The organism is Galenea microaerophila (assembly GCF_054657255.1).
This window is the reverse complement of the sequence record NZ_BAAHWZ010000001.1, coordinates 68,709-93,532: the sequence shown is the minus strand read 5'-3', so window position 1 is coordinate 93,532 and position 24,824 is coordinate 68,709. Positions and strand designations below refer to the sequence as shown.

Sequence of the window (24,824 nt, the reverse complement as noted above, 5' to 3'; positions counted from 1 at the left end):
GTTTCGCTATAAAATCAAAGTCATCAGCAGGGCATCTTCTTTGCCCTGCGCACTTCGATAATAATTAGGACGCAACCCAACCTTCTCAAAACCAAACTTTTGATACAGAGAGATCGCTGACTGGTTGGAAATGCGCACTTCAAGATGAATCGCCTGATAATGTGTGCCGGTAAAGCGTTCAATGACTCGCTGTAAAGCCCAATTGCCCGCCCCTTTTCCTTGATATTGAGGATGAATACAGAAATTCAACAACTCCAATTCATCGACAATGGGCAGTAAACAGGCGTAACCGAAGCGCGATTCATCCGCTTGACAGAAGACAAAGTTAACGCCCTGGTTCAACGCACTTTCAAACCCCTGTTTCCGCCAAGGAAAAGCATAAGCTTGCTGCTCGGTCGCCACCACCCACGGCAAATCTTCTTGATCCATCACCCGTAGGTGACTCCAAACTTCTGACATTAAACCGTTTCCAATCGACAAACCGTTTCAAAAAACTGTTGTTTGGCCTGTCCCTCTTCTAACATGCGATGCAGACTGGGCACCGACACCACTTCAACCCCTTCAGCCAACCACTCAACCAATGGGGATGACAATGCCTCTTCACTGACCCAAATGTGTTCAACACCGCCAGCAATCACCTGTTCAACACAGTGTTCAAAGTGCGCTTCACTGTTTAACTGCAAAGGATCAAAAAACTGTGTCTGTTCTGGCTGCAAATGAAACGCTTTTAAAATATTCAGCCACAATTGCCATGCGGGTGCAGAGGCATTCTGCCAAATCGACTGAAGCCCTTCTTCCACCCAAATCCACTGAACGGCGGATTCAGAGCTATTTTCGGGTTTTTCTGGCACCTCAAAAGCCACTTCATCTGCAGTGGGTAAAGCGCCCTCATCCTCAGGACTGGGGATTTTGCCATTTTTTTGTAAAAATTCTGCCACAGCTTGTGAAGTATTTAATGCCCCGGCAATGGGTTTAGGCTGAGGTTTTTCAGGAGTTGGGATCTTGGCGGCTTGCTCAGCAGCGATCTGCGCATCCGTTTTTTCTTCAGTCATCTTATGCTCAAGCCTCCCATTGTCAAACGACACAAAAAACCCAGCGGTCTTAACCGGCTGATAAACCGGCAATCCCAACTGGGTGAACAGCGATTCAGTAAAAACCGTTTTAATTTTGGTCATCTTTCAGCATTATAGATGTGCTTGAGGATGCGCTTTTTCGTCTTCATCCACCAACTTATTCAGTGCATTGATATAAGCTTTGGCCGACGCTAAAACAATATCGGTATCGGAACCTTGACCATTGACAATGCGCCCCCCTTTTTCCAATCGAACGGTGGTCTCTCCAATGGAATCCGTTCCATTGGTAACATTGCTAACAGAGTAAAGCTCAAGTGAGGCACCCGAGTCGACAATTTTCTCAATGGTTTTAAAAGTGGCATCAACCACGCCGCCCCCTTCCGCCTCTGCGGTCTGCTCTTGACCATTAATCCATAGCGTCACTTTCGCGTGAGGGCGCTCTCCAGTGCCGGTACCTACCTCTAATGCCACCAAACGGTAATAGTCATTCTCCACCCGTTGGTTATTGGCGTCGGTAATCAAAGCTTGCAAATCTTCATCATAGATCTCATGCTTACGATCCGCCAACTCTTTAAAACGGCGGAACGCATCATTGAGCGCCTCTTCCGTCTCAAGCTCAATCCCCAACTCTTTTAAGCGCGCTTTGAAGGCACTACGACCCGAGTGCTTCCCTAACACCATCTTGTTGTCATGCCAGCCCACATCTTGTGCGCGCATAATTTCGTAGGTTTCACGATGTTTAAGGACGCCGTCTTGATGAATCCCAGACTCATGCGCAAACGCATTGGCACCAACAATCGCCTTATTGGGTTGCACCATAAAACCGGTAATGTTCGACACCAGACGTGAAGTGGCTAAGATTTCTCGGGTATTGATTCGCGTATCCACATCAAAATAGTCCTGACGCGTTCTAACAGCCATCACCACCTCTTCTAAAGCGGTATTCCCAGCACGCTCACCCAACCCATTAATGGTGCACTCAACTTGACGGGCACCCGCTTTAACTGCAGCTAAAGAGTTGGCCGTCGCCAATCCTAAGTCATTATGACAGTGAGCGGAAAAAATCGCCTTATCTGAATTCGGAATGCGCGTTAACAATTGATGAAAAAGCTCGCCAAACTGCTCAGGAAGATTATAGCCCACTGTATCCGGAATATTGATCGTTGTCGCACCTGCATCAATCACCGCTTCAATCACCCGACATAAAAAATCAATATCGGAGCGCCCAGCATCTTCTGGAGAAAACTCGACATTATCGGTGAAATCTCTCGCCCGTTTCACCGCCCAAACGGCACGTTCCACCACTTGATCTGGTGTCATTCGCAACTTCATCTCCATATGAATGGGCGAAGTGGCAATAAAGGTATGGATGCGTCCAGAATTGGCGGGTTTTATCGCTTCCCCAGCTTTGACAATATCATTTTCCAGTGCACGCGCTAAACCACAAACGGTCACATCTTCAACGGCTGAAGCTACCGCTTTCACTGCTTCAAAATCTCCTTCACTGGCTGCTGGAAAGCCCGCTTCGAGCACATCCACCTGCAATTTTTCTAACTGTTTGGCAATGCGCACCTTCTCTTCTTTGGTCATAGAGGCGCCAGGACTCTGCTCACCATCGCGCAAGGTGGTATCAAAAATGACTAATTTTTCTTTATTATTTTTATTTTGCTTACTCATGATGCTCTTCTCTCAATTCATTTAATTCCGTAGACTTAGTTGATTCAGCTGTCGTTTGTGCTTCTGCTTTTTTTCTTCGCGTCTGCCGACGCAGCAGTCGTTTCTTATTCAGAGAGATCAGAGTCAAAACTGGGCCCGATATGGCATAGCCTAAAAAGAGTAAAAACAGAATCATAGCCGGCTTCAGGGTGATCACCACAAACCCCAACACCATCAACAACAAGGTGACAAAAGGCACCTTATCTTTTAAATTCAATTCCTTAAACGAGTGAAAGCGCACATTGCTGACCATCATCAACCCTGAAAAGAGCGTTAAAATCAGTGCAATAAAAGGCTCCATCCCGGTTGAAATATGATTGGTTTCCACCACCCAAACTAAGCCCGCTAATAAGGCCGCTGCCGCTGGGCTGGGCAATCCTTGAAAAAAGCGTTTATCCGCGGTACCGACTTGCGTATTAAAGCGTGCTAGCCGCAAAGCCGCCCCAGCGGTGTAAATAAAAGCGATTAACCATCCTACCTTGCCAAAGTCGTGCAAAGCCCATTGATACATCAGCAAAGCGGGCGCCAAGCCAAAAGAGATCATATCCGCCAAACTATCATATTCGGCACCAAAAGCGCTGCACGAATTCGTCATGCGTGCCACACGCCCATCTAACCCATCAAACACCATGGCCACAAAAATGGCGATGGCACCCGCTTCAAATTGACCATTCATCCCCGCGATCACCGCATAAAACCCTGAAAACAGAGCCGCTGTGGTCATCAAATTGGGTAAAAGATAAATCCCCCGCTCAAACGGTTTCATAGCTTACGGTCTCAAAAATTATGGAAAGGACCTATTCTATCGAGTCATGATTAAGGATGCAATCAAAGCCCCCCTATGCCAACTGTTTAAATGGGACTTAAGCCGCGGCTAAATCTTTTCGCCGCGCCCCACACCAAAATAACGGAACCCTTTTTCCTGTATACGCTTAGGTTCAAATAAATTGCGCCCATCAAAGATGACCGGCTGACGCATCATAGCTTTCATGCGTTCAAAATCTGGATTCCAAAAGTGCTTCCACTCTGTAAGAATCACCAGTGCATCCGCTTCTTCTAGAGGCGCGTAGAGATCCGCTTCTAAATGAACGCCCGGACGATCTCCCCACCACTGTGCAAAATTAGCGTTCGCCTTCGGATCATGCGCATAGACTTCCGCGCCCTGAGCGACAAAAGCTTCAACCGTTTTTAAGCTCGGCGCATTCACAATGGTATCGGTATTAGGCTTAAAAGCCAGTCCCCAAATAGCAATCTTTTTCCCTGTTAAATCTGCCTGAAAGAAGCGCCAAGCCTTACGGAACATCACCTCTTTTTGCGCTTCATTCATCTCTAGCGCCGTTTCCAATAAGTCTGCCTCTGAACCATACGCCTTGAGTGAACGCATCAGTGCCTGGACATCTGACGCAAAGCTCTGTCCGCCAAAACCGCAACCTGGATAAAGATAGCTGAACCCAATTCGATGATCCGAACCGACCCCTTGACGCACCTCTTCAATATCGACATTGAGTTTTTCAGCATTATTGGCCAACTCATTCAATAAACTGATGCGCGTAGCCAACACGGCATTCACTGCATACTTAGTGTATTCTGCCGAACGCGTGGACATGACCTTGATTTGATCGGTCATTCGATTAAATGGGCGCATCAAATCTTTCAAAGTCTCAATCGCCTCAGGATCATGCGCCCCAATGACAATGCGATCAGGCCGAGTAAAATTGGCAATGGCAGAGCCTTCACTGATAAATTCCGGCATCACCACTACTCTAACAGGGCAATCAATGCCTCTCCGACGAAAATCGGCTTGCAACTGCTGCTCAAATCGATCAGCTGTGCCAACCGGCAAAGTCACTTGGATAACTATCAAGATAGGCTTATCAACCGTTTGACCTATCAGCTCAATCACCTCTTCTGTTTTATCCGACCACCAAGACGGCATGCTTAAAAAGACCACTTCTCCGTGTTCGAGACCCGCTTGCCAATCATCTGTAAACTTTAATCGTCCCGATTCAACCTGAGTTTGAATCAACTCAGGCAATCCCGGCTCTTCTCGTGGCACAATGCCTTGCTTTAAACTTTCAGGGTTCACGATCCCTACAGAGACCGCCAGTACCTCATTCCCCGTTGAAGCCAAAGCGCCTGCCGTCACCAACCCGGTGAGTTCACATCCAAAAATCGTTATTTTCATTGTTGTTGAACCTTCTGAATTAACTGTACCGTTGAGGCATCAAATGCAGCCAGCTTTTCCGGTTGATGGAGCGCTGTATAGGCCGCTTTAGCGATCTGTTTGCCCAGCTCAACCCCCCATTGATCAAAAGGGTTAATCTCCCAGATCACACTCTCTACAAAAGTCTTATGTTCATAAAATGCGATCAACATCCCCAGTGTTTTCGGCGACAAGCAGCTCAAGACAATCGTATTGGAGGGTTGATTCCCCGGATAGTGCTTAAAAGGGGAGTCAAATTGTGGTTTCAGCTCCGGTGGAATCGCTTCATCCCCCAACATCAAGACGCGAGACTGCGCAAAACAGTTAGCCAACGCCAACTCATGCTGTTTTTGTAAGCTCTCTTCGCGTTCAGAATCAGAGTCTTCGGCCGTCGCATCTTTACAGAACGCCTCAAGATGCTCATGCCGATGGATAGGGGCAATAAAATCACACATCACCTTTTGTGTGCCTTGATGCAACAGTTGATAAAAGGCATGCTGTGCATTAGGCCCCACTTCTCCCCATAAAACTGGGCAGGTCTCATAGTTGACGCGCTCACCTTGACGATTGACCGATTTCCCATTACTCTCCATCACCAGCTGCTCACAGTAGGAAGGAAAGTATTTCATACGAGCATCATAGGGCAAAATTGCCTTTGCGTGATACCCCAAAAAATTATTATGCCAGACATCAATCAACCCCAATAGGACGGGCAGATTTTTCGCTAAGGGCTGAGTGGCAAAATGCTGATCTACCGCCTTTCCACCTCGTAAAAACGATTTAAACCCCTCCATGCCAATATGCAACGCTATGGGCAAACCGATGGTCGACCATAGGGAGTAGCGTCCACCCACCCAATCCCAAAACAGCAGTTGATTTTCTTTACGAATGCCCCACTCGCTCATTTTATCTGCTTTCGAGGAGACACCAATCCAATGCTGCTGATACAAAATCTCATCAGGCGCACCGGTCTCTCTTAGCCACTCCATGGCCGTCTCTGCATTGGATAAGGTATCAATGGTGGTAAACGATTTGGAAGCCAGGATAAATAAAGTGGTTTCAGGATTTAAAGTATTTAATAAATTCGCCACCTGCGAACCATCAATCGAAGAGACAAAATGCAACTGAATAGGAGACTGAACATCTTGTAAGGTGTGCGTGACCATCAATGGCCCTAAGTCTGATCCCCCGACCCCAATATTGACCACATCGGTAATGGGTTTACCCGAAAAGCCACGCCACTGATGTTGTCGAAGTTTTTGCACAATCTGCGCCATTTTTTGCAGCTGACGTTCAATGTCGGGCTGCACCTTAGCCGCATAACCTTGCACATCTTCGCCTAAGGCACGCAAAGCGGTATGGAGCGCAGGACGATGCTCCGTATAATTGACCTCTTCGCCTGTCAGCAAGCGTTCAATCCACTGGCGCATCTGCTGTTGCTCTGCAAGATCCAACAACAACTGCACTGTTTCCTGAGTAATGCGATTTTTTGAAAAATCGACAAAAAATTCCTCATCAATCGACAAGGAAAAATCTTTTGCTCTCGTCGGCAAATCGGCGAAAAGCTGACTCATATGCACCTTTTGCATCCGTTGCGCGTGTGCAGTTAATGCTTGCCAAGCCTGGCTTGTGTCCACCCCCATTGTGCCCCCTTCCTTCTAAGGATTTAGCTGCTGCAAATACTGTTTAAATGGCTCACCTAACTTTGGATCTCGCAAGGCATATTCGACATTTGCCTCAAGATAACCCAACTTATCCCCACAATCGTAACTCTTACCACCTTTAAATTCAAAACCAAACATCACTTCCTCTTCCAGCAAACGATCCATCGCATCTGTCAGTTGAATTTCTCCACCCGCACCCGGAGGGGTCTGTTCAAGCAACTCCATCAAGCGTGGGGTAAAAATATAGCGTCCAACGACTGCTAAATTAGAGGGCGCCTCATCCATGGGTGGCTTTTCCACCAGGCGTCTAATTCTTAAATCTTCTCCACAGGCTTCAGCAATCCCATACTTTTCCACTTCTTCGGGTGCCACCGCTTCTAAGGCCACCACACTGGTATGTAAACGCTGATAAGCTTCCACCATTTGCGCCAGACACCCCCTCACTGGGTGATACATCAACACATCGGGCAGTAAAACAGCAAAGGGCTCATCCTCTTGAATAATTGAGGCGGCACATAAAATAGCGTGCCCCAAGCCTAAGGCTTCCGGTTGACGCACACTGACTAATCTAACACCGTCGGGAATAATCTCTCGCAAAGGCTTTAGACGCTCCTCTTTGCCCCGCAGCTTCAGCTCCATCTCCAATTCATAATTCTTATCAAAGTGATTTTCGATTGCACCTTTGCTCGAATGGGTCACCAAAATAATATCGGTAATGCCCGCTTCAGCCGCCTCTTGCACAATATATTGAATTAAAGGCTTATCTACCACGGTCAACATCTCTTTGGGAATCGCCTTGGTGGCAGGTAAAAAACGCGTACCCAACCCGGCGACAGGTAAAATGGCTTTGGTTAGAGGTTTCATAGACATAAGATCACTATACTCTTTACTTAAATATTAAATTTTAAATTTCAATGACAAACTGCATCGGTTCCTGCTCGGTATCCATAGAGACCAACTGTAATCCTTGCTGCTGACAAAAAGCTGGAATATCTTTGATTGCGCCCTGATCCCGCACTAACAAGCGAATTCGTCCATGCACACCTATTTGCTGCCATTGTGCCATTTTCTGCTTTAACTTAATAATCGGCATGGGGCACGGAAAATTGGTCACATTCAAGATTTCTTCATTCATAAAACAGTCACTTCGGTTATGATTTAAAAATAACAACTATGCTATCACTGTCAATGTATTTTAAACTGCTCTTTCACCGCCCACTAGCACTTATTTTGTTCTTTTGCTTAAATCTGACACAGATGGCCTTTGCCACCCTGCCAGACTTAGGCACGCCTGATCTTGCCTCCTATGACACTCAAACAGAAAAAAAATTAGGGGAAGCCTTCTCAACTGTCCTTCATAACCAATACCCACTACTGGACGACCCTGAGTCTTTAAGTATTCTACGTCACATTGGCGTGACCTTGAGCCAGCAAGTTTCACCGCCTCGAACCTTTACTTTTTATCTCATCCAGTCTCCCGAAATTAATGCCTTTGCCGGTCCAAATGGCATTATTGGTATCAATACAGGACTCATTCTCAAGGCTAACACCGAAGATGAACTCGCCGCAGTGATGGCGCATGAAATGGCGCATGTCACCCAGCAACATTTGGCTCGTAACTTAAATCAGCAACCCCAAATCGCTCTCACCAGTTTTGCCAGCCTATTAGCGGCCATTCTCATTGGCACCCAAGACCCCTCTGCCGGCTTTGCCGCCTACCTGGGCAGCACCGGTCTGAACCTACAACAACAACTTAAAAACTCGAGGTTGCATGAAAAAGAAGCGGACAACATTGGCATGCACTACTTAAGCCGCGCGGGTTATGATCCTCACGCCATGGCCAATTTCTTTGCTAAGCTCAGTCAAGAGGCGCAGTTCAACCAATCTGCACCGCCTGAAATTTTGCTCACTCACCCAGTGACCCAAAATCGACTGGCTGAAGCAGAAAACCGCGCCAGCCAACTTCCCGCCCACCCTGAACACAAATCACTCGATTTTGAGATCCTAAAAATTCGATTGCACACGCTCACGCGCACAACCCCTCCTGTTTCCACCGCTGAACTTTCACCCAGTGCTCAGTGCTATCTAAAAAATGTACAATGGCACATAACAAACGACCTCAAAAGGACGCATCCTGACCTTAACTGTCTAAAAAAATCAATCAAAGACAACCCTCAACACCTTTATTTAAGATTGCTTTATGCACAAATCCTCACTCAGTTAGAACACCTTCAGCTTGCTCAAAAACAATACGCTTTACTTTATAATCTATACCCACACAACAGTGCTTTAATCCACCTCTACAGCCAATTTCTAGCAGAAACTCATGCGCCGAACAAAGCGATCCATATTTTAAAATCCGCCTTGTCCGACTCTTCTTCAGACAACCCTTACTTGCTCTATCAAACCCTAAGTCAACTCTATGCGATGCAAAATCAAATGGGCTATGCGGACTATTACCAAGCCAAAGCCTATCAGACAATTGGTGACCACAAGCGCTATCAATACTTATTACGACAAGCGCAAAAAAAAATGCCGCCTGAAGACACAAAATTGAAACTTGAAATACAACGCGAAATAAATACCATTAAAGAAACTCATAACGCATCTAGAGAATAAAATAAAGAATTTCAATCAGTAACAAGGCCCTATAGGTTGTTTGTACACCATAATCATAAAAAAATAAATCGCCTCCATAAATATTTCTATTGCAACCTTCATTCAAAAAACTTGCGTTTTATCTAAAGGTGAGTAAGCTTACACACAAGGGCAAATTAAACGCTCCAATCACAACATCATCCCAAATAAGAACTAAACAGGGAATGTCGTAAGACTCTTTAGGAGGAGAAAAATGTTAAAGTTTAAAGTAAAGCATGTTTGCACGGCTTTGGCCATTTCAACTGCTCTTTTGGCAGCACCTGTCACCTCAATGGCGGCAGAACCAAGCGCCAAAGCACTTGAAGAAGGCAAAGCACTTGCTTTTAACCGTTCCAAAGGGAACTGCCTAGCTTGTCACGCCATGAAAGGGGGTAACCTCCCTGGGAATATTGGACCCGCTTTGATCGCGATGAAAGCACGTTTCCCTGGCGCTAAAGGCAAACAAGAGCTTTATGATATTGTTTACGGAAAAGTTGCTCGCGTTCCAAAAGACATCAGTATGATGCCCCCTTTTGGCACACACGCGATTTTATCTGATGAACAAATCCAAAAAATTGTAGATTATATCTACACTTTATAGTCAATTTTATAACAACCTACAATCGGGAGTAATCACCTTATGAAACGTAGATCTTTCCTTAAAGGTACCCTAGCCACTGGTGCAGCTGCTATTGCAGTGAATGCTGGTCTTTTAGTGCCTAGCACCGTTTTAGCTGCAGAATGGAACAAAGCCGCTTTTGATGCAGCTTCTGTTGAAGATGCCATTAAAACCCTTTATGGTTCAGCAAATATGACAGATTCTGGCGACGTTAAACTTAAAGCGCCTGCTATTGCAGAAAACGGTGCGGTAACGCCTGTTACTGTTGATGCAACAGGTATTTCTGGCGTTGAATCGATTGCGATCTTAGCCGATAAAAACCCAACTGCACTTGCTGCAGTTCACAACTTCTCTGGTCCAGCACTAGGTTTTATTGCAACCCGTATTAAAATGGGTAAAACCATGAATGTGATCGCAGTGGTTAAAGCAGGCGGCAAGCTTCTTAAAACACAACAACAAGTTAAAGTAACGATCGGTGGATGTGGCGGTTAATCCGTAACGCTCATTAACTTGGATTCATTACACAAAGAAATTAAGAAGGAATTATCATGTCAATTAGAATTAGAATGCGTGGAAAAGTTCGTAACGGTGTTGCTGATATTAAAGCATTGATTAAGCACCCTATGGAATCTGGTCGTCGTAAAAACAAAAAAACAGGTAAAAACTATCCTGCTAAGTTTATCGACCTAGTTGAACTCACCGTTAATGGCACAAAAGCTGTTGAAGGCCAATGGTCTGGTGCTGTGTCTGCAAACCCTTATATGGCTGTAAAAGTAAAAGCCAACAAGGGAGATGAAGTCGTCCTGACCGTTCATGACAACACTGGTGAAACAGGGACTAAGAAATATAAATTGAGATAAGTTCTTGATACACCAGCCCGCTCAATTGAGCGGGTCCCTCTAAAAATATAATATCTAAGAGCTCTCGGATGGAGGATGGAAATGAAAAAGGCACTGCTTATCACCTTATTAGGTGTTACAGCGACTGCAGCTACAAATAGTTATGCTGCAATCGATCCCGAACAAGATCGTAAAGAACTGGTTAATTTCTTTATGAAAAAAAACCCTAACATTAAATTTGAAGATTATCGTTTAGGGGCTTACAACTACTCAAAAGATAAACTGGCACAATACAAAGATGTGATGGAGTTTCCTCCCTATCTGGATGCCATTGATGCTGGTGAAGCGCTGTATGAAAAAGATAAAGCGGTTTATGACAAATGCTTTGGTTCTGACGTCACTAAGGTTCGTGTTAAATACCCTTATTATGATGAAGCTAAACAACGCGTTGAAACCCTTGAAAGTGCGATCAATGAATGTCGTACGAATGCTGGCCTAAAACCTTTTAAATGGAAAAAAGGGCCCATTGCGCAACTCAGTGCTTTCTATGCAGATAAAGCCAGAGGTCAAAAAATTCATGTCGTTATTAATAGCGAAGGGGCGAAAAAGGCTTATGAAGCCGGTCGTAAGATGTACATCACGCCAATGGGACAGCTGAACCTTTCTTGTGCCAAATGCCATACTTACAACGCCGGACGTCGTGCACGTGCGAATATCCTTTCACCTAACTTAGGGCATACCACTGGCTTCCCAGTTTTCCGTGCCAAGTGGCAAGAATTAGGAACTTTGCACCGTCGCTATGGTGGCTGTCATAAAAATATGCGTTTGAAACCATTTAAAGCACAAAGTAATGAATACCGTAATTTGGAATTCTATGAAGCTTACATTTCAAATGGCTTAGAAATTGACGGACCAAGCTATCGCGAATAATTTACGGTATGTAAGGCCTATTTAAAACCCGGTTTAACCGGGTTTTTTCTTTTAAAGACTAAACACTTTATCCTTGCTAGGCACTTATTCAATACGCCCGGCTTCTCTCATCTACAAATGCACGCATTAAACCTTCGCTTACATCAATCTTCAACCCAATTCAGCTCTTTTCTTTTTTTGTTCAAGCCTAATCAATCGCTCATAGAAGTGTCAAAACAAGCCGGAAAGAGTGAATGCAAAAGTTATTCAGTGGAATTCAAAGAAGAGGTATTCAGAATAAAGCTTAAAGTGCCTAAGCGATCATTTTAATAGCGCTCAAGCAGATAGGATTGGAATTGTTTCAGCTCTTGACGCATCTGCAGAAGCTTCTGCACACAACCTTCTGCCTCAAGAGGATTCTGTTCGCTATTTTTTTTAGACAATTGTGTTTTCGCACCTGAGATCGTAAAGCCTTGCTCATAGAGCAGACTTTTAATCTCTAACACTAACTCAACATCTTTGCGTTGATAATAACGTCGCCCTTGCCGTTTACTCGGTTCAAGTTGAGTAAAAACCTGTTCCCAATAACGCAGGACGTGTGGTTTAAGCTCGCACAGTTGACTCACCTCCCCGATCGTAAAATATTTTTTTTCGGGAAGGTTCAGTAATAGTTGTTGTGTACTATTCTGTGATGTCGGCATTGTCAATTGTGGCTCTTAATTTCTGCCCAGGTTTAAAGGTCACCACACGACGTGCGGCAATCGGTACATCTTCCCCAGTTCGTGGATTACGTCCAGGACGGGGGTTTTTGTCACGCAATTCAAAATTACCAAACCCAGAGATTTTAACAAACTCACCACGCACCAGCACTTCACTGATTTCCGTGTAAAACTGTTCAACAATCTCTTTGGATTCGCGTTTATTAAAGCCCAAAGTTTCCGTTAAGCGTTGGGCAATTTCTGCTTTCGTTAATGCCATTTATTTTATCCCTATCTTAAAGAAGCTGAAACCTTTTTTTTTGCCGCTTCAATCATTTGTTGAATCACCGCATCGACTTCTTCATCCTGTAAGGTTCGATCCTGATGCTGGAATTTAATCGTGATGGCCAGACTCTTCTTGCCCTCTGGCAAACCTTCACCTTGATAGACGTCAAACAACTCGATGGATTTAACTATGTCGGCCTCTATACTGGCTAAAGCATCGAGTAAGGCTTGAGCCGGAAGTTGCTCATCCACTACAAATGCTAAATCCCGCTGCACTTCAGGGAATTTTGAAAGGGTTTCTGCTTTGGGCAGCTCAGTTTCCGCAACCAAAGCTTGCTGAATCTCAAACAGATAAACCTTACCATTGACTGCCATCTGTTTCGCTAACTTAGGATGCAGCTGACCTAAATGCCCCACAACCTGTCCTTCTTTCACTAATTGTGCCGATTGTCCAGGGTGCAAAGCAGGGTGTTCAGTCGGCTCAAAACATACGGTTTGATGTGCCATTTTTAACAGGGTTTCAACATCCCCTTTTAGATCATAAAAGTCGACATTACGAGACTCGCCCATCCAACTTTCAGGTTCTGCAGGCCCCACAATTGCGCCGCCTAACATGGGAATCTGTTGCATCTCTTTAACTTGATCCCCGATAAAGACCAGTCCTGATTCAAAAATACGCACACGATTCTGCTGACGCTTTTGATTATAAGCAACGGTATTCAATAACCCAGCAAACAGCGTATTACGCATCGCCTTCATCTCTTCTGAGATGGGATTTTGTAAGTTAATATAGGGCTGGTGAGAAAGCGCTTTAAGCTGAGTCTCTTCCACAAAACTATAGGTAATGACCTCATGATAACCACGTTGCACCAATGCATGACGCACCAAATCCATCTCAACTTCTGTTTCAGGCAGTGCTGGCAAACGAATTGGGGCTTCTAAAGGCATTTCAGGCAAATGGTTATAACCATAAATCCGTCCCACCTCTTCAACTAAATCGGCCTCAATTGCCATATCAAAGCGATAACTCGGTGCCGTAAGCAGCCAACCCTCTGCCACTTTTTCAATTTTAAAATTCAGACGCTGAAAAATGGCTTCGACGGTTTCATCTGCTAATGCCACGCCTAGCAATTTTTCAATGCGTTCTCGACGCAGTAAAATGGGGTGTGGCTGAGGAAGCTGATCCGCATCGACTTTCGCTTCCACCTCAGAGACTTCGCCACCTGCAATCTCGGTCAACAAAGCTAAAGCACGTTCTAAAGCCCGCTCTGGCAATTGTGGATCAACGCCACGCTCAAAACGATGAGAGGAATCTGTATGCATCCCATATTGACGTGCTTTACCACTGATCACCTTCGGTGCAAAGTGGGCACATTCGAATAAAACCGTTTGTGCGGTTTCGCTGACTGCTGTTGATTTACCGCCCATAATGCCCGCTAAAGCGATGGCACCAGAGTCATCCGCAATCACTAAGGTATCAGATTTGAGGGTAACGCTTTTCTCTTCTAAGGTCTCAATCGTCTCGCCATCCTGAGCGAAACGCACTTGAAGATCGCCTTGCAGCTTCTCTGCATCAAAAGCATGCATCGGCTGCCCCAACTCCAGCATCACATAGTTGGTGATATCGACAATCAGGTGCTTTGGAGAAATCCCCCCACGTTGCAGGCGATTCTGCATCCATAAGGGCGTTTTCGCTTCACGATCAAAACCTAAAACTTTACACGCTAAATATTTCGGACAGGCCGTCGTATCGGTGATCACAATGTCTTGACCTAGGGATCCCTGTTTGCTGACGGATTTTTCTGTAAAGGGCTGTTGCAATGGAAAATTACCATAGGCGGCAATATCGCGCGCCAAACCTTCAACACTTAAACAATCTGCACGATTAGGCGTTAAATCCACATCAATAATACAGTCATCTAAATCTAAGTAGGCGCGAAGATCCATCCCCACAGGCGCATCAGCAGCAAGCTCCATCAAGCCTTCTGTTTCAGGAGAAAGTCCCAGCTCTTGGGCTGCACAAAGCATCCCCGCTGAAGGCACACCACGTAATTTGGCCTTTTTAATCTTAAAGCCACCCGGTAAAACTGCACCGACCAAAGCCGTCGGCGCCTTCATCCCGGCACGGACATTTTTCGCGCCGCAAACAATCTGTAGTGGCGTCTCTTCTCCCACATCGACTTGGCAAATATTCAGTTTATCCGCATCCGGATGCTTCTCAACGCTGAGCACCAACCCCACAACGACCTTGCTGAATTCTGGGGCGACGGGTGCAATCTCATCCACTTCCAGACCGGCCAGACTTAACTCTTCTGCCAGGGTTTCACTGTCCCAACTGGGGTTGACCCAAGTTCTTAACCAATTTTCACTTACTTTCATTTTGTCGGCCTACTTAAACTGTTTTAAAAATCTCAAGTCATTTTCGAAGAATTGACGCAAATCTTTGACGCCATAACGCAACATGGCTAAACGTTCAACGCCCAACCCAAATGCGAGTCCTGTGTATTTATCACTGTCCACCCCCACATTTTTCAATACATTGGGGTGAACCATGCCACAACCTAGAACCTCAATCCAACGCCCATCCCCAAACAGATCGGTGGCAATATCGACTTCTGCAGAAGGCTCGGTAAAGGGAAAATAAGAGGGGCGAAAACGGGTTTTAAGGTGCTCATCTTCAAAAAATTGGCGCAAAAACTGGGTCAATAACGTTCGAAGCTGAGCAAAAGACGCATTTTCTTCAATCACAAGCCCTTCCACCTGATGAAACATCGGTGTATGGGTCTGATCTGAATCACAACGATAGACGCGACCTGGCGCAATAATGCGTAACGGCGCTTTGCGTTTTTCCATTGTCCGAATCTGCACCCCTGAAGTATGCGTCCGCAAAACAGTTTGAGCATCAAAATAAAAAGTATCGTGCATTGCACGTGCAGGGTGCGTTTCAGGGATATTCAAGGCTTCAAAATTGTGCCAATCATCTTCGATTTCGGGCCCGGTCTCAATATCGAAGCCCGCTTTGGAAAAAATCAATTCGATCCGCTTCAATGTGCGCGTCACCGGATGCAGCCCACCAACATCCACTCGACGGCCAGGAAGGGTGATGTCTACTGACTCTTCCGCAAGCTGTTTAGCCAGCTTTTCATCATCCAATTGCTGTTTTTTACTGCCGAGAAGCTGTTGAACCTGCTGTTTGGCTTCATTAATCCACTGCCCGACTTTAGGACGCTCTTCTGGAGAAAGCTGACCCATTGATTTCATCAAGGCAGTCAACTCCCCTTTTTTACCTAAAAATTGTACGCGCAACGCATCCAAATCTGCATGGTTGGCAACGGATTGAATGGCTTCTTCAGCCCTAGAAAGAATCGCTTGCAGTTTTTGTTGCATAATTGCCTGCCTTATCTAAAAAGTATAGAGATAAATTTTTTGAGACCTTTGCATGAGTGGGATGCGAGCTAAAAATGAGGAAAAATTTTTCATATCTAGGCGGGAAACGCAGGCAATAGCCAACTATTGCCAAGTTTTCCAACAACGATAGGGGAAATTTTAGCCATTTTTAGCCGTAGATCCATCTCATGCAAAGGTCTCTTTTTACTTATCTCTATACTCTTATCCACTGTTGGAAGAAAAAAGGGGACCTAAGTCCCCTTTTGATTAGGCGATTAGCCCACTGTTTTCTTAAGCTAAAGCAGCTTTGGCTTTTTCTGCAATCGCACTAAAGGCTTCTGCATCATGAACCGCAATATCTGAAAGTACCTTACGGTCAACTTCAATACCTGCTTTATTTAAGCCATTAATAAAACGGCTATAGGTTAAACCATTTAGACGTGCCGCTGCGTTAATACGCGCAATCCAAAGACGACGGAATTGACGCTTGCGTTGACGACGGTCACGGTATGCATATTGACCCGCTTTAGTGACCGCTTGCTTAGCAACACGGAACACCTTACGGCGTGCACCATAATAACCTTTAGCTTGTTTTAATACTTTTTTGTGTCTTTTGCGTGCAATGACGCCACGTTTTACTCTTGCCATGTTTAAACTCTCCCTTTACACATATGGTAGCATGCGACGAAGCATTGCCACATCTGAATCATGAATCATACAGGCAGCACGCAACTTACGCTTACGCTTAGTCGACTTCTTGGTCAAAATATGACGAAGGTGAGAGTGTTTACATTTAAAACGGCCAGAGCCAGTTTTTTTAAAACGCTTTGCAGCGCCACGGTTTGTTTTAATCTTAGGCATTCTAAAATTACTCCGCATTTGAGATATTAGAGACTTCAAATGTCTTCTAACACCTGGTTTTAATTAACTGTTTAAGCATCATTGCTTAAACAAACGGAACAACGAACAGCACTGAGGGAGCTGCACCAGAAACGGTGAGGATAAAATCCAACCACCACCCCGATTGTTGTATTCAGCTAAAATTATTTAGCTGCTTTTTTTGCTGGCGCGACCATCATTTGCATTTGACGACCTTCCATTTTGGGCATCTGTTCAACAGTCGCCACATCCTGGATATCATCGCGAATGCGCTCCAGCATTTTCAATCCCAGTTCCTTATGGGTAATTTCACGGCCTCGGAACCAAATGGTTACCTTGACCCGATCTCCGTTCTCAAGAAAACGCATCAGGTTGCGTAGCTTGACCTGATAGTCTCCTTCCTCAGTTCCTGGGCGAAACTTAACTTCTTTAACCTGCACTTGCTTCTGTTTTTTCTTAGCTTCGTGCGCTTTTTTCTGTTTCTGGTAAAGGTATTTACCATAATCCATGATTTTGCAAACCGGAGGATTTGCTTTGGCAGTAATCTCAACCAGATCCAACCCTTCTTCTTCCGCGCGCTCACGGGCCTCTTGAATGGATACGACCCCAAGTTGCTCGCCTTCTGGTCCGATTAATCGAACTTCTCTCGCTTTAATTTGTTCATTGATAGCATCTTTTGGGGCTTCAGTTTGTTGTGGTTTCCCACGACCTCTTCTTACTGCGATGGTTATATCCTCCAGTTTGTTAACTTATTGATTTCTTTAATCTGCTTCGACTGTGCGGCCTAAGTTTGCAACATCGGTTGCCAGCAACTCAACCATCTCTTCTAAGGTGTAGCTGCCAAGGTTTTCACCACTTCGAGCACGCACATTTACCGTTCCATTTGCCATCTCTTGATCACCTACGACCAAAATATAGGGAACGCGTTGTAAAGTGTGTTCGCGAATTTTAAACCCTACTTTCTCATTTCTCAAGTCTGATTCAACTCTAAACCCATGTTTTTGCAATTTTTTAGCAAAATCGGCGACATATTCATTGTGAACTTCAGAAATTGAAGCAATCACTACCTGTACCGGCGCCAACCAAGTTGGGAATTTACCTTCATAATGCTCGATCAAAATGCCCACAAAGCGTTCTAATGAACCTAATATCGCCCGGTGAATCATCACTGGATGATGTTTTTCATTATCCGCACCCACATAGACCGCATCTAAACGTTCTGCTTGCGTCATGGAAAAATCTAATTGAATGGTGCCACACTGCCAAACACGGCCAATGCAGTCTGTCAGCTGAAATTCAATTTTAGGACCATAAAAAGCCCCTTCTCCAGGTTGCAATTTATATTCCAAACCGGCTTTTTTTAATGTTTTTTCCAAGGCATTCTCAGCAAGATCCCAAACGGCATCACTGCCCACCCTCTGTTCTGGACGCGTTGAAAACTTCACCGCAATATTGTCAAACCCAAAGTCGGCATAGGTTTTAAAGACCAGATCAATACAAGCTTGCACTTCTTGTTCAATTTGCGCCTCTGTGCAGAAAATATGTGCATCATCTTGCGTAAAAGAACGCACACGCATCAAACCATGTAAGGTACCTGAGGGTTCATTACGGTGAACCAAACCAAATTCAGCCAAACGAATCGGCAAGTCTCGATAACTATGTAGATGTTGGTTATAAACTTGAATATGGCCAGGACAGTTCATCGGTTTGACCGCATAATCCCGATTATCCGTCTCTGTGGTAAACATATTGTCTTTAAACTTATCCCAATGCCCTGATTTTTCCCACAAAGAGCGATCCATAATCAGAGGGGTGCGAATTTCATCATACCCATTCTCTTGCAGCTGTTGACGCATATAGTCTTCTACTACGCGAAACAAAACCGTACCTTTTGGATGCCAAAAAGCCATACCTGGTGCAATCTCTTGCACATGGAATAGATCCAACTGTTTACCCAGTTTACGATGGTCACGCTTTTCAGCCTCTTCCATCATTTTTAGATATTCTTTCAATTCTGGCTTGGTGCGGAAGGCGACGCCATAGGCGCGTTGCAGCATTTTATTTTTCGAATCACCTCGCCAATAGGCACCGGCAACATGTGTCAATTTAAAAGCTTTGATAAAACCCATATGCGGCACATGAGGGCCTCGACACATATCCACATACTCTTGATGGAAGTAGAGGTTGAAGGCTTTTTCTTCCGGCATATCTGCAATCAATTCTAATTTATAGGGCTCATTGCGTTCTTCAAAAATCTTGATCACCTCTTCACGTGGCAATCGTTTTTTAATCACTGGGTATTTGGTCTTAGCCAACTCTTGCATGCGCTTTTCGATCTGCTTCAACTCTTCTGGCCCGATCTTCTCTTCTAAATCAAAGTCATAGTAAAAGCCATTTTCAATGACTGGGCCAATCGCCATTTGCGCATTGGGATAGAGCTGTTTAAGCGCATGACCAAATAAATGCGCACAAGAGTGACGCATGATATATAAGCCATCTTCATCTTTCAGAGTGACAATTTCCAAGGTGGCATCTTCGGTAATCAAATCGCACGCATCCACCAACTCACCATTCACACGACCTGCAATCGTCGCCTTAGCAAGCCCTTCACCAATATCTTGTGCCACTTGAATCACAGACACAGCTTCATCATAGCTGCGTTGAGAACCATCTGGTAAAGTAATAACTGGCATTGTCACCCTCTATCTATTTTGAATTGAAGAATTTACGTAAACGATAGATTATAGCATTTTTTTTTCATAACTTTTTTAAATATAAAAATAAAAAAACCCGCTCTAAAGGCGGGCCTTTTAAAACAAGTTTCGCGGTTAAAAGAGGCGACTCCGAGACTAGGTCTCCAAATAAATTTCGCCCCCTTTCTCATCAAAGTCTTTGGACTTTTCTCTCATCCCCACTTCAATGGCGACATCCAAATCTTTTATGCCCTTCTTAGCGGCATAATCCCGAACATCCTGCGTAATCTTCATTGAGCAGAATTTAGGGCCACACATTGAGCAGAAATGCGCGACCTTAGCAGATTCTCTCGGCAAGGTTTCATCGTGATATTCTCGCGCTCGATCTGGATCTAAGCCAATATTAAATTGATCATACCAGCGGAATTCAAAACGCGCTTTCGACAATGCATTATCTCGAATCTGTGCACCCGGCAAGCCTTTAGCCAAATCCGCCGCATGGGCTGCAATTTTGTAGGTAATAATACCCTCTTTCACATCCTCTTTATTGGGAAGACCTAAATGCTCTTTTGGGGTCACATAGCAGAGCATGGCTGTACCATACCAACCGATTTGCGCAGCCCCAATACCAGAAGTAATATGGTCATACCCAGGCGCAATATCGGTGACCAAAGGCCCTAATGTATAGAAAGGCGCCTCGTAACAATCATGCAGCTCCTTATCCATATTCTCTTTAATCATCTGCATCGGCACATGGCCAGGCCCTTCGATCATCACCTGCACATCATGTTCCCAAGCAATCTTGGTCAACTCTCCTAAAGTTTCCAACTCACCAAATTGAGCCGCATCATTAGCATCTGCAATCGAACCTGGACGCAAACCATCCCCTAAGGAGAAGGAGACATCATAGGCTTTCATAATTTCGCAGATTTCTTCAAAATGCGTATAGAGGAAATTTTCTTTATGGTGATGCAGACACCATTTCGCGATAATTGAGCCGCCGCGCGAGACGATACCGGTCACACGATCTGCCGTCATAGGAATATAACGCAATAAAACCCCGGCATGAATGGTGAAATAGTCTACACCTTGCTCTGCCTGCTCAATCAGCGTATCTTTAAATACCTCCCACGTGAGGTTTTCTGCAATGCCGTTGACCTTCTCCAGCGCTTGATAAATTGGCACTGTACCAATTGGCACGGGAGAGTTACGAATAATCCACTCACGGGTTTCATGAATATTTTTCCCAGTGGAGAGATCCATTACGGTATCCCCGCCCCAGCGAGTCGCCCACACCATCTTTTCCACCTCTTCCTCAATGGACGAAGTGGTCGCCGAGTTCCCAATATTGGCATTAATTTTGACGCGAAAATTGCGCCCAATAATCATCGGCTCAATTTCAGGGTGGTTAATATTAGCAGGAATAATCGCACGTCCGGCTGCAATCTCTTGACGGACAAATTCAGGTGTATACTCTTCAGGAATATTGGCACCAAAAGGGTTCCCTTTATGCTGCTTAAGCAAGCCAAGTTCACGAGCTTCCTGTAATTTACAATTCTCTCGAATGGCAACATACTCCATCTCTGGCGTAATAATCCCTTGACGCGCATAGTGCATTTGCGTCACGTTTTTCCCCGCTTTCGCTTTACGCGGCTTAGGAATATTCGGAAAACGCACCGCTTCTAATTTTTCATTTTCATGGCGCTCATGGAAATATTTTGAAGTAAAGTCCGATAAAATTTCCGTATCACCGCGTTCTTCAATCCAAGCACTGCGAACTTTTTTAATGCCTTGATGAAAATCAATTTTTTCGTTCGGATCGGTATAGACACCAGAAGTATCGTAAACCGTTAAAGGTGGATTAGGTTCAAAAGACCCATCTGCTAAAGGGGTATCGCTTAAAGTAATTTCCCGCATCGGGACTTGAATATCAGGACGTGAGCCCTTGACATAAATTTTGTGTGAACTTGGAAAAGGCTCCACGTAAGATTCATTCACCTCTTCCAAATTTTCTAACACTGCGCTCATATTTTCTCCTTGTCGCCCGTGCGTAGCCTGATAATGATGACAGGCCACAGCTCTTTATTTCCCTGCGTCCGCATTACCGGCATCAGGTTCAATGAGTTCTCTCTCAGCCGAGTTTTTGTATACCCAGCACCTCAAAAGAGTTGAATCTATAGATTATAACGGAATTTAGACAGTGATAAAGGCGGAATTCAAGAAGCGATCTTTGAGCCGGGATCACTTAAGTACCTTCAGCATCAAGTTGCACCCTCTGCTGCTCTGGAAAAATCACGGTAAAAGTTGAGCCCATACGATAGATACTTTCAACTTTAAGCTCTGCCTCATATTTTTCCAAAATGTGTTTCACAATCGACAGACCCAACCCTGTTCCACCACTCTCTCGAGATCGAGCTGTATCCACTCGATAAAACCGTTCGGTAATGCGAGGGATGGCTTCTCGAGGAATCCCCACTCCAGTATCCTTTACACTAAAAACCGCACCCGCTTCACTGCAGCGCCAAACAGCTGTAATTCGCCCCCCTTCAGGCGTATAACGTACGGCATTTGAAAGGAGATTAATCAAAACACTGCGCACCAAATGGGCATGTGCCCGCAAGCCGCAAGTGGGCGATTCAATTAAAAACTGAATTTGATGGCGCCCACCACTTAACTGCCTCACTTCTTTTTCTAACTGATGCAAGAGTTCAGGTACATGAACCGTTTCATAGGATTGAGACACCCCCTCTGTCTCCAAAGCGGAAAGCGTCAGCAAATCCTCTATAATTTGCCGCATCCGCTCAGATTGCGCTTGCATCTCATCAATCGGTTGCTGCCAACCTTGCAAGGAAAGATCCACTTCCACTGCATCCACCATTAACTCAAGATAACCCGCCAAAACCGTTAAAGGGGTGCGTAATTCATGCGAAGCATTGGCCACAAAATCTTTACGCACCTCTGCAATACGATACATTTCTGTAATGTCTCGCACCACCAATAGGTAATGACCTTGACGGTAAGCCGCCAGTTGAATATCCAAAATGCGATGAGAATCAATCGAAGCGTAAGTTTGCAAGGAGCGATTAAAGCTACGCTCCTTAAGATAATGGATAAATTCCGGCGTGCGAATAAAAGCCTCTATCGGCTTGCCCTTATCCCAAACCTTCAACCCCAACAACTTTTCTGAAGAGGGGTTCAGCCATTGGATCTTAAAATCTTCGGACAGTCCAATCAAACCTTCCGGCTGCGCCATCAACGCAGCATGGTACAAATCCGCATGCTCCATCGATTTTTTCAGTTTACGCTGTTGAGTTTTTGCATGGCGATAAAGATGCAACGCCAAAGGATACCAGCCACCTAAAAGGTTGGGCGGCGGCGTACTCACATCCTGCAACAACCAACGAATAAAAAAGAAAAAATTAGCAATATAGTAAAAGAGAAGTGCAATTAAAAGAAAGCTTAAACCGAGCACCCAATTTTGAAACAGCAATCCCTGAAAAAATGCCAAAATCCCCAGTCCTGACACCCACTTTAGCTCTTTAAACAACCATTGAAGCGCGTGTTTTGTTTGGGGAGTCATTTCGTCTCTAGATCACTTTGTTACACGGTTTTTTGGGGCTGAGATAGACGGTAACCTGTACCCCGGACAGTTTGAATATAATCTGCTGCTTTTAAAGGCTCTAGCTGTTTACGGAGACGACGAATATGCACATCCACGGTACGCTCTTCCACCACCACGCTTTCACCCCATACCTGATCTAACAATTGATGGCGACTGAACACTTTATCGGGGTTTTCAAGAAAAAAACTGACCAGACGAAACTCTGTAGGACCTAAATGCAGCTCTTGATCTCCTACCCAAAAACGATGGCTATCAAAATCCAGTTTTAAATCACCAAATTGAAGCCCCTCTTGCATTGGCACTTGCATAGCCATTTTTTGAGTTCGACGTAAGAGTGCCTTAAGCCTCGCCACCAGTGCTTTAGGGGAAAAAGGCTTCACCACATAATCATCTGCTCCAACTTCAAAACCTTCGACTTGATCTTGTTCAGCGCCTTTAGCGGTCAACATCATCACAGGTAACCGACGAAACTTATCATGCTGTCGAATGCGTTTCAATAAAGCCAAACCATCCATGCCAGGCAGCATCCAATCTAACAGCACGCAATCAATGGTTGACGACTCATCAGAACTGGATCGCAAAGTTTGCCAAGCAGCCTCAGCATTCGCCACCTCAACAACCTGAAAGCCAGCACTTTGCAAGGCCAAACGTAGAAGGTTACGAATCGCCATCTCATCTTCCACCACTAAAACGGTTGCCACCTGTTCACTCATACGCCTTCCCGATCGTTACTTAGCCTCAAATTCTTTCAAAAATGCAAAAATTTCCTCTTCTTTCATATCACGCACATCACGCCCGGTGACAAGATAGATGATCGACTCTGCGATATTTCTTGCATGATCAGACATACGTTCTGAAGCGCGTAAAGCAAAAATGAGCTCTAAAACACACACCTTTTGCTCACCCTCTACCGTCACCACATCTTGTTCTAGCACTTGCAAAGCATTTTTATAAACTTCATCTAACACTTCTTCTTCTTGGATGGTTTTCGCAGCATCCTCTATATTTAAACGCGCAAAACCATCCAAAACAGCACGTAACATCTTAGAAGAGCGTAAAGAGATCTCTATTAAATGAGACAAACCTGGCAACTGATTACAGCTTAAGTCTCTCTCCACCATTTTTAACACAAACTTGGCAATCTTGACCGCTTCATCTCCCATGCGCTCTAAATCTACTGCCATCCGAATCGCAGACAACACTAAGCGCAAATCCAAAGCCGTAGGCTGCTGACGAGCAAGGATCCTAGCACACAGAATATCCACATCAATTTCTTGTTTGTTGACTTCCTTATCTAAATTCAGCACTTCATTGGCTAAAGTTTTATCACTCTTTTGCAAAGCCTCTATGGCGCAATCAATCTGCTTCTCAACCATGCCCCCCATTTTTAAAATGTGATCAAAAACCTCTTCTAAACTCTGGTTGAGGGCACCTGAAATATGACTGGTAAAATCTTTACGATCCATGTTTACACCTTTCCACTTTTTATCATCAAATTAATCGTGATGATAAATCATACAGAATCTTTATGACAACTATATTGCATTCAACCCTTGAAACGATATCCATTAACCCAGAATAAATGTCCAACTATGTGCAC

25 protein-coding genes and 1 riboswitch are annotated in these 24,824 nt (G+C 44.8%); of the genes, 5 read left to right on the top strand and 20 right to left on the bottom strand.

Annotated features, from left to right (window positions below):
• Positions 1-6: 6 nt before the first annotated feature.
• From rimI to ACYQ05_RS00415, 8 genes are all read right to left on the bottom strand, one after another.
• On the bottom strand, positions 7-459 hold the full coding sequence (gene rimI / locus ACYQ05_RS00450; protein ID WP_459817483.1) for a ribosomal protein S18-alanine N-acetyltransferase: 453 nt from the start codon (positions 457-459) through the stop codon (positions 7-9).
• The gene (locus ACYQ05_RS00445) at positions 459-1,175 is read right to left on the bottom strand and encodes a hypothetical protein (protein WP_459817482.1); all 717 of its coding nucleotides are present in this window, start codon (positions 1,173-1,175) and stop codon (positions 459-461) included. Before ACYQ05_RS00445 ends, rimI begins: the two co-directional genes overlap by 1 nt.
• A gap of 9 nt (positions 1,176-1,184) precedes the next feature.
• Complete coding sequence (locus ACYQ05_RS00440) at positions 1,185-2,750, bottom strand: 2-isopropylmalate synthase (RefSeq protein WP_459817481.1); 1,566 nt, start codon at positions 2,748-2,750, stop codon at positions 1,185-1,187.
• On the bottom strand, positions 2,743-3,555 hold the full coding sequence (gene pssA / locus ACYQ05_RS00435) for a CDP-diacylglycerol--serine O-phosphatidyltransferase (RefSeq protein ID WP_459817480.1): 813 nt from the start codon (positions 3,553-3,555) through the stop codon (positions 2,743-2,745). Before pssA ends, ACYQ05_RS00440 begins: the two co-directional genes overlap by 8 nt.
• A gap of 108 nt (positions 3,556-3,663) precedes the next feature.
• Complete coding sequence (locus ACYQ05_RS00430; RefSeq protein ID WP_459817479.1) at positions 3,664-4,974, bottom strand: UDP-glucose dehydrogenase family protein; 1,311 nt, start codon at positions 4,972-4,974, stop codon at positions 3,664-3,666.
• Positions 4,971-6,635 carry a glucose-6-phosphate isomerase gene (pgi, locus tag ACYQ05_RS00425; protein WP_459817478.1) on the bottom strand — a complete coding sequence of 555 codons (1,665 nt, stop codon included), beginning with the start codon at positions 6,633-6,635 and terminating at the stop codon, positions 4,971-4,973. The genes ACYQ05_RS00430 and pgi overlap by 4 nt, the downstream gene beginning before the upstream one ends.
• Positions 6,636-6,650: 15 nt before the next feature.
• On the bottom strand, positions 6,651-7,526 hold the full coding sequence (gene galU, locus ACYQ05_RS00420) for a UTP--glucose-1-phosphate uridylyltransferase GalU (RefSeq protein ID WP_459817477.1): 876 nt from the start codon (positions 7,524-7,526) through the stop codon (positions 6,651-6,653).
• A 34-nt stretch (positions 7,527-7,560) separates the two neighbouring features.
• Positions 7,561-7,791, bottom strand: coding sequence for a sulfurtransferase TusA family protein (locus ACYQ05_RS00415; RefSeq protein ID WP_459817476.1), 231 nt, complete (start codon positions 7,789-7,791; stop codon positions 7,561-7,563).
• Between the two features lie 122 nt (positions 7,792-7,913).
• Here ACYQ05_RS00415 and ACYQ05_RS00410 point away from each other — a divergent pair, with 122 nt between their 5' ends.
• The 5 genes from ACYQ05_RS00410 to soxA all read left to right on the top strand — a co-directional run bounded on the left by ACYQ05_RS00410 (position 7,914) and on the right by soxA (position 11,681).
• Positions 7,914-9,275, top strand: coding sequence for a M48 family metalloprotease (locus tag ACYQ05_RS00410; RefSeq protein ID WP_459817475.1), 1,362 nt, complete (start codon positions 7,914-7,916; stop codon positions 9,273-9,275).
• Positions 9,276-9,507: 232 nt separating this feature from the next.
• A complete protein-coding gene (gene soxX / locus ACYQ05_RS00405) occupies positions 9,508-9,894 on the top strand; it encodes a sulfur oxidation c-type cytochrome SoxX (protein WP_459817474.1) in 387 nt (128 codons plus the stop codon).
• 39 nt (positions 9,895-9,933) lie between these two features.
• Positions 9,934-10,404 (top strand): thiosulfate oxidation carrier protein SoxY, encoded by a 471-nt coding sequence (gene soxY / locus ACYQ05_RS00400; RefSeq protein WP_459817473.1) that lies wholly within the window; start codon positions 9,934-9,936, stop codon positions 10,402-10,404.
• Between the two features lie 56 nt (positions 10,405-10,460).
• Positions 10,461-10,772: a thiosulfate oxidation carrier complex protein SoxZ gene (gene soxZ, locus ACYQ05_RS00395; RefSeq protein WP_459817472.1), complete on the top strand. Its 312-nt coding sequence runs from the start codon at positions 10,461-10,463 to the stop codon at positions 10,770-10,772.
• 81 nt (positions 10,773-10,853) lie between these two features.
• Positions 10,854-11,681, top strand: a complete 828-nt coding sequence (gene soxA, locus ACYQ05_RS00390; protein WP_459817471.1) for a sulfur oxidation c-type cytochrome SoxA — start codon at positions 10,854-10,856, stop codon at positions 11,679-11,681.
• A gap of 305 nt (positions 11,682-11,986) precedes the next feature.
• Here the strand turns inward: soxA and ACYQ05_RS00385 are convergent, their stop codons facing one another.
• The 12 genes from ACYQ05_RS00385 to phoU all read right to left on the bottom strand — a co-directional run bounded on the left by ACYQ05_RS00385 (position 11,987) and on the right by phoU (position 24,690).
• Positions 11,987-12,361, bottom strand: a complete 375-nt coding sequence (locus ACYQ05_RS00385; RefSeq protein ID WP_459817470.1) for a MerR family transcriptional regulator — start codon at positions 12,359-12,361, stop codon at positions 11,987-11,989.
• Complete coding sequence (locus ACYQ05_RS00380; protein ID WP_459817469.1) at positions 12,342-12,638, bottom strand: integration host factor subunit alpha; 297 nt, start codon at positions 12,636-12,638, stop codon at positions 12,342-12,344. The genes ACYQ05_RS00385 and ACYQ05_RS00380 overlap by 20 nt, the downstream gene beginning before the upstream one ends.
• A gap of 11 nt (positions 12,639-12,649) precedes the next feature.
• Positions 12,650-15,022, bottom strand: a complete 2,373-nt coding sequence (gene pheT, locus ACYQ05_RS00375) for a phenylalanine--tRNA ligase subunit beta (RefSeq protein WP_459817468.1) — start codon at positions 15,020-15,022, stop codon at positions 12,650-12,652.
• A gap of 9 nt (positions 15,023-15,031) precedes the next feature.
• Complete coding sequence (gene pheS / locus ACYQ05_RS00370) at positions 15,032-16,030, bottom strand: phenylalanine--tRNA ligase subunit alpha (RefSeq protein WP_459817467.1); 999 nt, start codon at positions 16,028-16,030, stop codon at positions 15,032-15,034.
• A 291-nt stretch (positions 16,031-16,321) separates the two neighbouring features.
• A complete protein-coding gene (rplT, locus tag ACYQ05_RS00365) occupies positions 16,322-16,678 on the bottom strand; it encodes a 50S ribosomal protein L20 (RefSeq protein ID WP_459817466.1) in 357 nt (118 codons plus the stop codon).
• Between the two features lie 15 nt (positions 16,679-16,693).
• A complete protein-coding gene (rpmI, locus tag ACYQ05_RS00360) occupies positions 16,694-16,891 on the bottom strand; it encodes a 50S ribosomal protein L35 (RefSeq protein WP_459817465.1) in 198 nt (65 codons plus the stop codon).
• A 182-nt stretch (positions 16,892-17,073) separates the two neighbouring features.
• Positions 17,074-17,634, bottom strand: a complete 561-nt coding sequence (infC, locus tag ACYQ05_RS00355; RefSeq protein WP_459819016.1) for a translation initiation factor IF-3 — start codon at positions 17,632-17,634, stop codon at positions 17,074-17,076.
• A gap of 36 nt (positions 17,635-17,670) precedes the next feature.
• The gene (gene thrS, locus ACYQ05_RS00350; protein WP_459817464.1) at positions 17,671-19,602 is read right to left on the bottom strand and encodes a threonine--tRNA ligase; all 1,932 of its coding nucleotides are present in this window, start codon (positions 19,600-19,602) and stop codon (positions 17,671-17,673) included.
• Positions 19,603-19,758: 156 nt separating this feature from the next.
• Positions 19,759-21,630 carry a phosphomethylpyrimidine synthase ThiC gene (gene thiC / locus ACYQ05_RS00345; protein WP_459817463.1) on the bottom strand — a complete coding sequence of 624 codons (1,872 nt, stop codon included), beginning with the start codon at positions 21,628-21,630 and terminating at the stop codon, positions 19,759-19,761.
• A 42-nt stretch (positions 21,631-21,672) separates the two neighbouring features.
• Positions 21,673-21,774: riboswitch (TPP riboswitch) on the bottom strand.
• Between the two features lie 73 nt (positions 21,775-21,847).
• On the bottom strand, positions 21,848-23,182 hold the full coding sequence (phoR, locus tag ACYQ05_RS00340; protein WP_459817462.1) for a phosphate regulon sensor histidine kinase PhoR: 1,335 nt from the start codon (positions 23,180-23,182) through the stop codon (positions 21,848-21,850).
• 20 nt (positions 23,183-23,202) lie between these two features.
• Positions 23,203-23,937, bottom strand: coding sequence for a phosphate regulon transcriptional regulator PhoB (gene phoB / locus ACYQ05_RS00335; protein WP_459817461.1), 735 nt, complete (start codon positions 23,935-23,937; stop codon positions 23,203-23,205).
• 15 nt (positions 23,938-23,952) lie between these two features.
• Positions 23,953-24,690, bottom strand: a complete 738-nt coding sequence (gene phoU / locus ACYQ05_RS00330) for a phosphate signaling complex protein PhoU (protein ID WP_459817460.1) — start codon at positions 24,688-24,690, stop codon at positions 23,953-23,955.
• Positions 24,691-24,824 lie beyond the last annotated feature (134 nt).

Coding starts and splice junctions, on each gene's coding strand:
- pssA (WP_459817480.1), bottom strand. CDS start 3,555: ATGAAACCGTTTGAGCGGGGGATTTATCTTTTACCCAATTTGATGACC.
- phoU (WP_459817460.1), bottom strand. CDS start 24,690: ATGGATCGTAAAGATTTTACCAGTCATATTTCAGGTGCCCTCAACCAG.
- soxY (WP_459817473.1), top strand. CDS start 9,934: ATGAAACGTAGATCTTTCCTTAAAGGTACCCTAGCCACTGGTGCAGCT.
- thrS (WP_459817464.1), bottom strand. CDS start 19,602: ATGCCAGTTATTACTTTACCAGATGGTTCTCAACGCAGCTATGATGAA.
- thiC (WP_459817463.1), bottom strand. CDS start 21,630: ATGAGCGCAGTGTTAGAAAATTTGGAAGAGGTGAATGAATCTTACGTG.
- soxZ (WP_459817472.1), top strand. CDS start 10,461: ATGTCAATTAGAATTAGAATGCGTGGAAAAGTTCGTAACGGTGTTGCT.
- ACYQ05_RS00385 (WP_459817470.1), bottom strand. CDS start 12,361: ATGCCGACATCACAGAATAGTACACAACAACTATTACTGAACCTTCCC.
- phoB (WP_459817461.1), bottom strand. CDS start 23,937: ATGAGTGAACAGGTGGCAACCGTTTTAGTGGTGGAAGATGAGATGGCG.
- rplT (WP_459817466.1), bottom strand. CDS start 16,678: ATGGCAAGAGTAAAACGTGGCGTCATTGCACGCAAAAGACACAAAAAA.
- soxA (WP_459817471.1), top strand. CDS start 10,854: ATGAAAAAGGCACTGCTTATCACCTTATTAGGTGTTACAGCGACTGCA.
- pheS (WP_459817467.1), bottom strand. CDS start 16,030: ATGCAACAAAAACTGCAAGCGATTCTTTCTAGGGCTGAAGAAGCCATT.
- rpmI (WP_459817465.1), bottom strand. CDS start 16,891: ATGCCTAAGATTAAAACAAACCGTGGCGCTGCAAAGCGTTTTAAAAAA.
- ACYQ05_RS00440 (WP_459817481.1), bottom strand. CDS start 2,750: ATGAGTAAGCAAAATAAAAATAATAAAGAAAAATTAGTCATTTTTGAT.
- soxX (WP_459817474.1), top strand. CDS start 9,508: ATGTTAAAGTTTAAAGTAAAGCATGTTTGCACGGCTTTGGCCATTTCA.
- ACYQ05_RS00430 (WP_459817479.1), bottom strand. CDS start 4,974: ATGAAAATAACGATTTTTGGATGTGAACTCACCGGGTTGGTGACGGCA.
- pgi (WP_459817478.1), bottom strand. CDS start 6,635: ATGGGGGTGGACACAAGCCAGGCTTGGCAAGCATTAACTGCACACGCG.
- ACYQ05_RS00415 (WP_459817476.1), bottom strand. CDS start 7,791: ATGAATGAAGAAATCTTGAATGTGACCAATTTTCCGTGCCCCATGCCG.
- ACYQ05_RS00445 (WP_459817482.1), bottom strand. CDS start 1,175: ATGACCAAAATTAAAACGGTTTTTACTGAATCGCTGTTCACCCAGTTG.
- rimI (WP_459817483.1), bottom strand. CDS start 459: ATGTCAGAAGTTTGGAGTCACCTACGGGTGATGGATCAAGAAGATTTG.
- galU (WP_459817477.1), bottom strand. CDS start 7,526: ATGTCTATGAAACCTCTAACCAAAGCCATTTTACCTGTCGCCGGGTTG.
- ACYQ05_RS00380 (WP_459817469.1), bottom strand. CDS start 12,638: ATGGCATTAACGAAAGCAGAAATTGCCCAACGCTTAACGGAAACTTTG.
- ACYQ05_RS00410 (WP_459817475.1), top strand. CDS start 7,914: ATGGCCTTTGCCACCCTGCCAGACTTAGGCACGCCTGATCTTGCCTCC.
- phoR (WP_459817462.1), bottom strand. CDS start 23,182: ATGACTCCCCAAACAAAACACGCGCTTCAATGGTTGTTTAAAGAGCTA.
- pheT (WP_459817468.1), bottom strand. CDS start 15,022: ATGAAAGTAAGTGAAAATTGGTTAAGAACTTGGGTCAACCCCAGTTGG.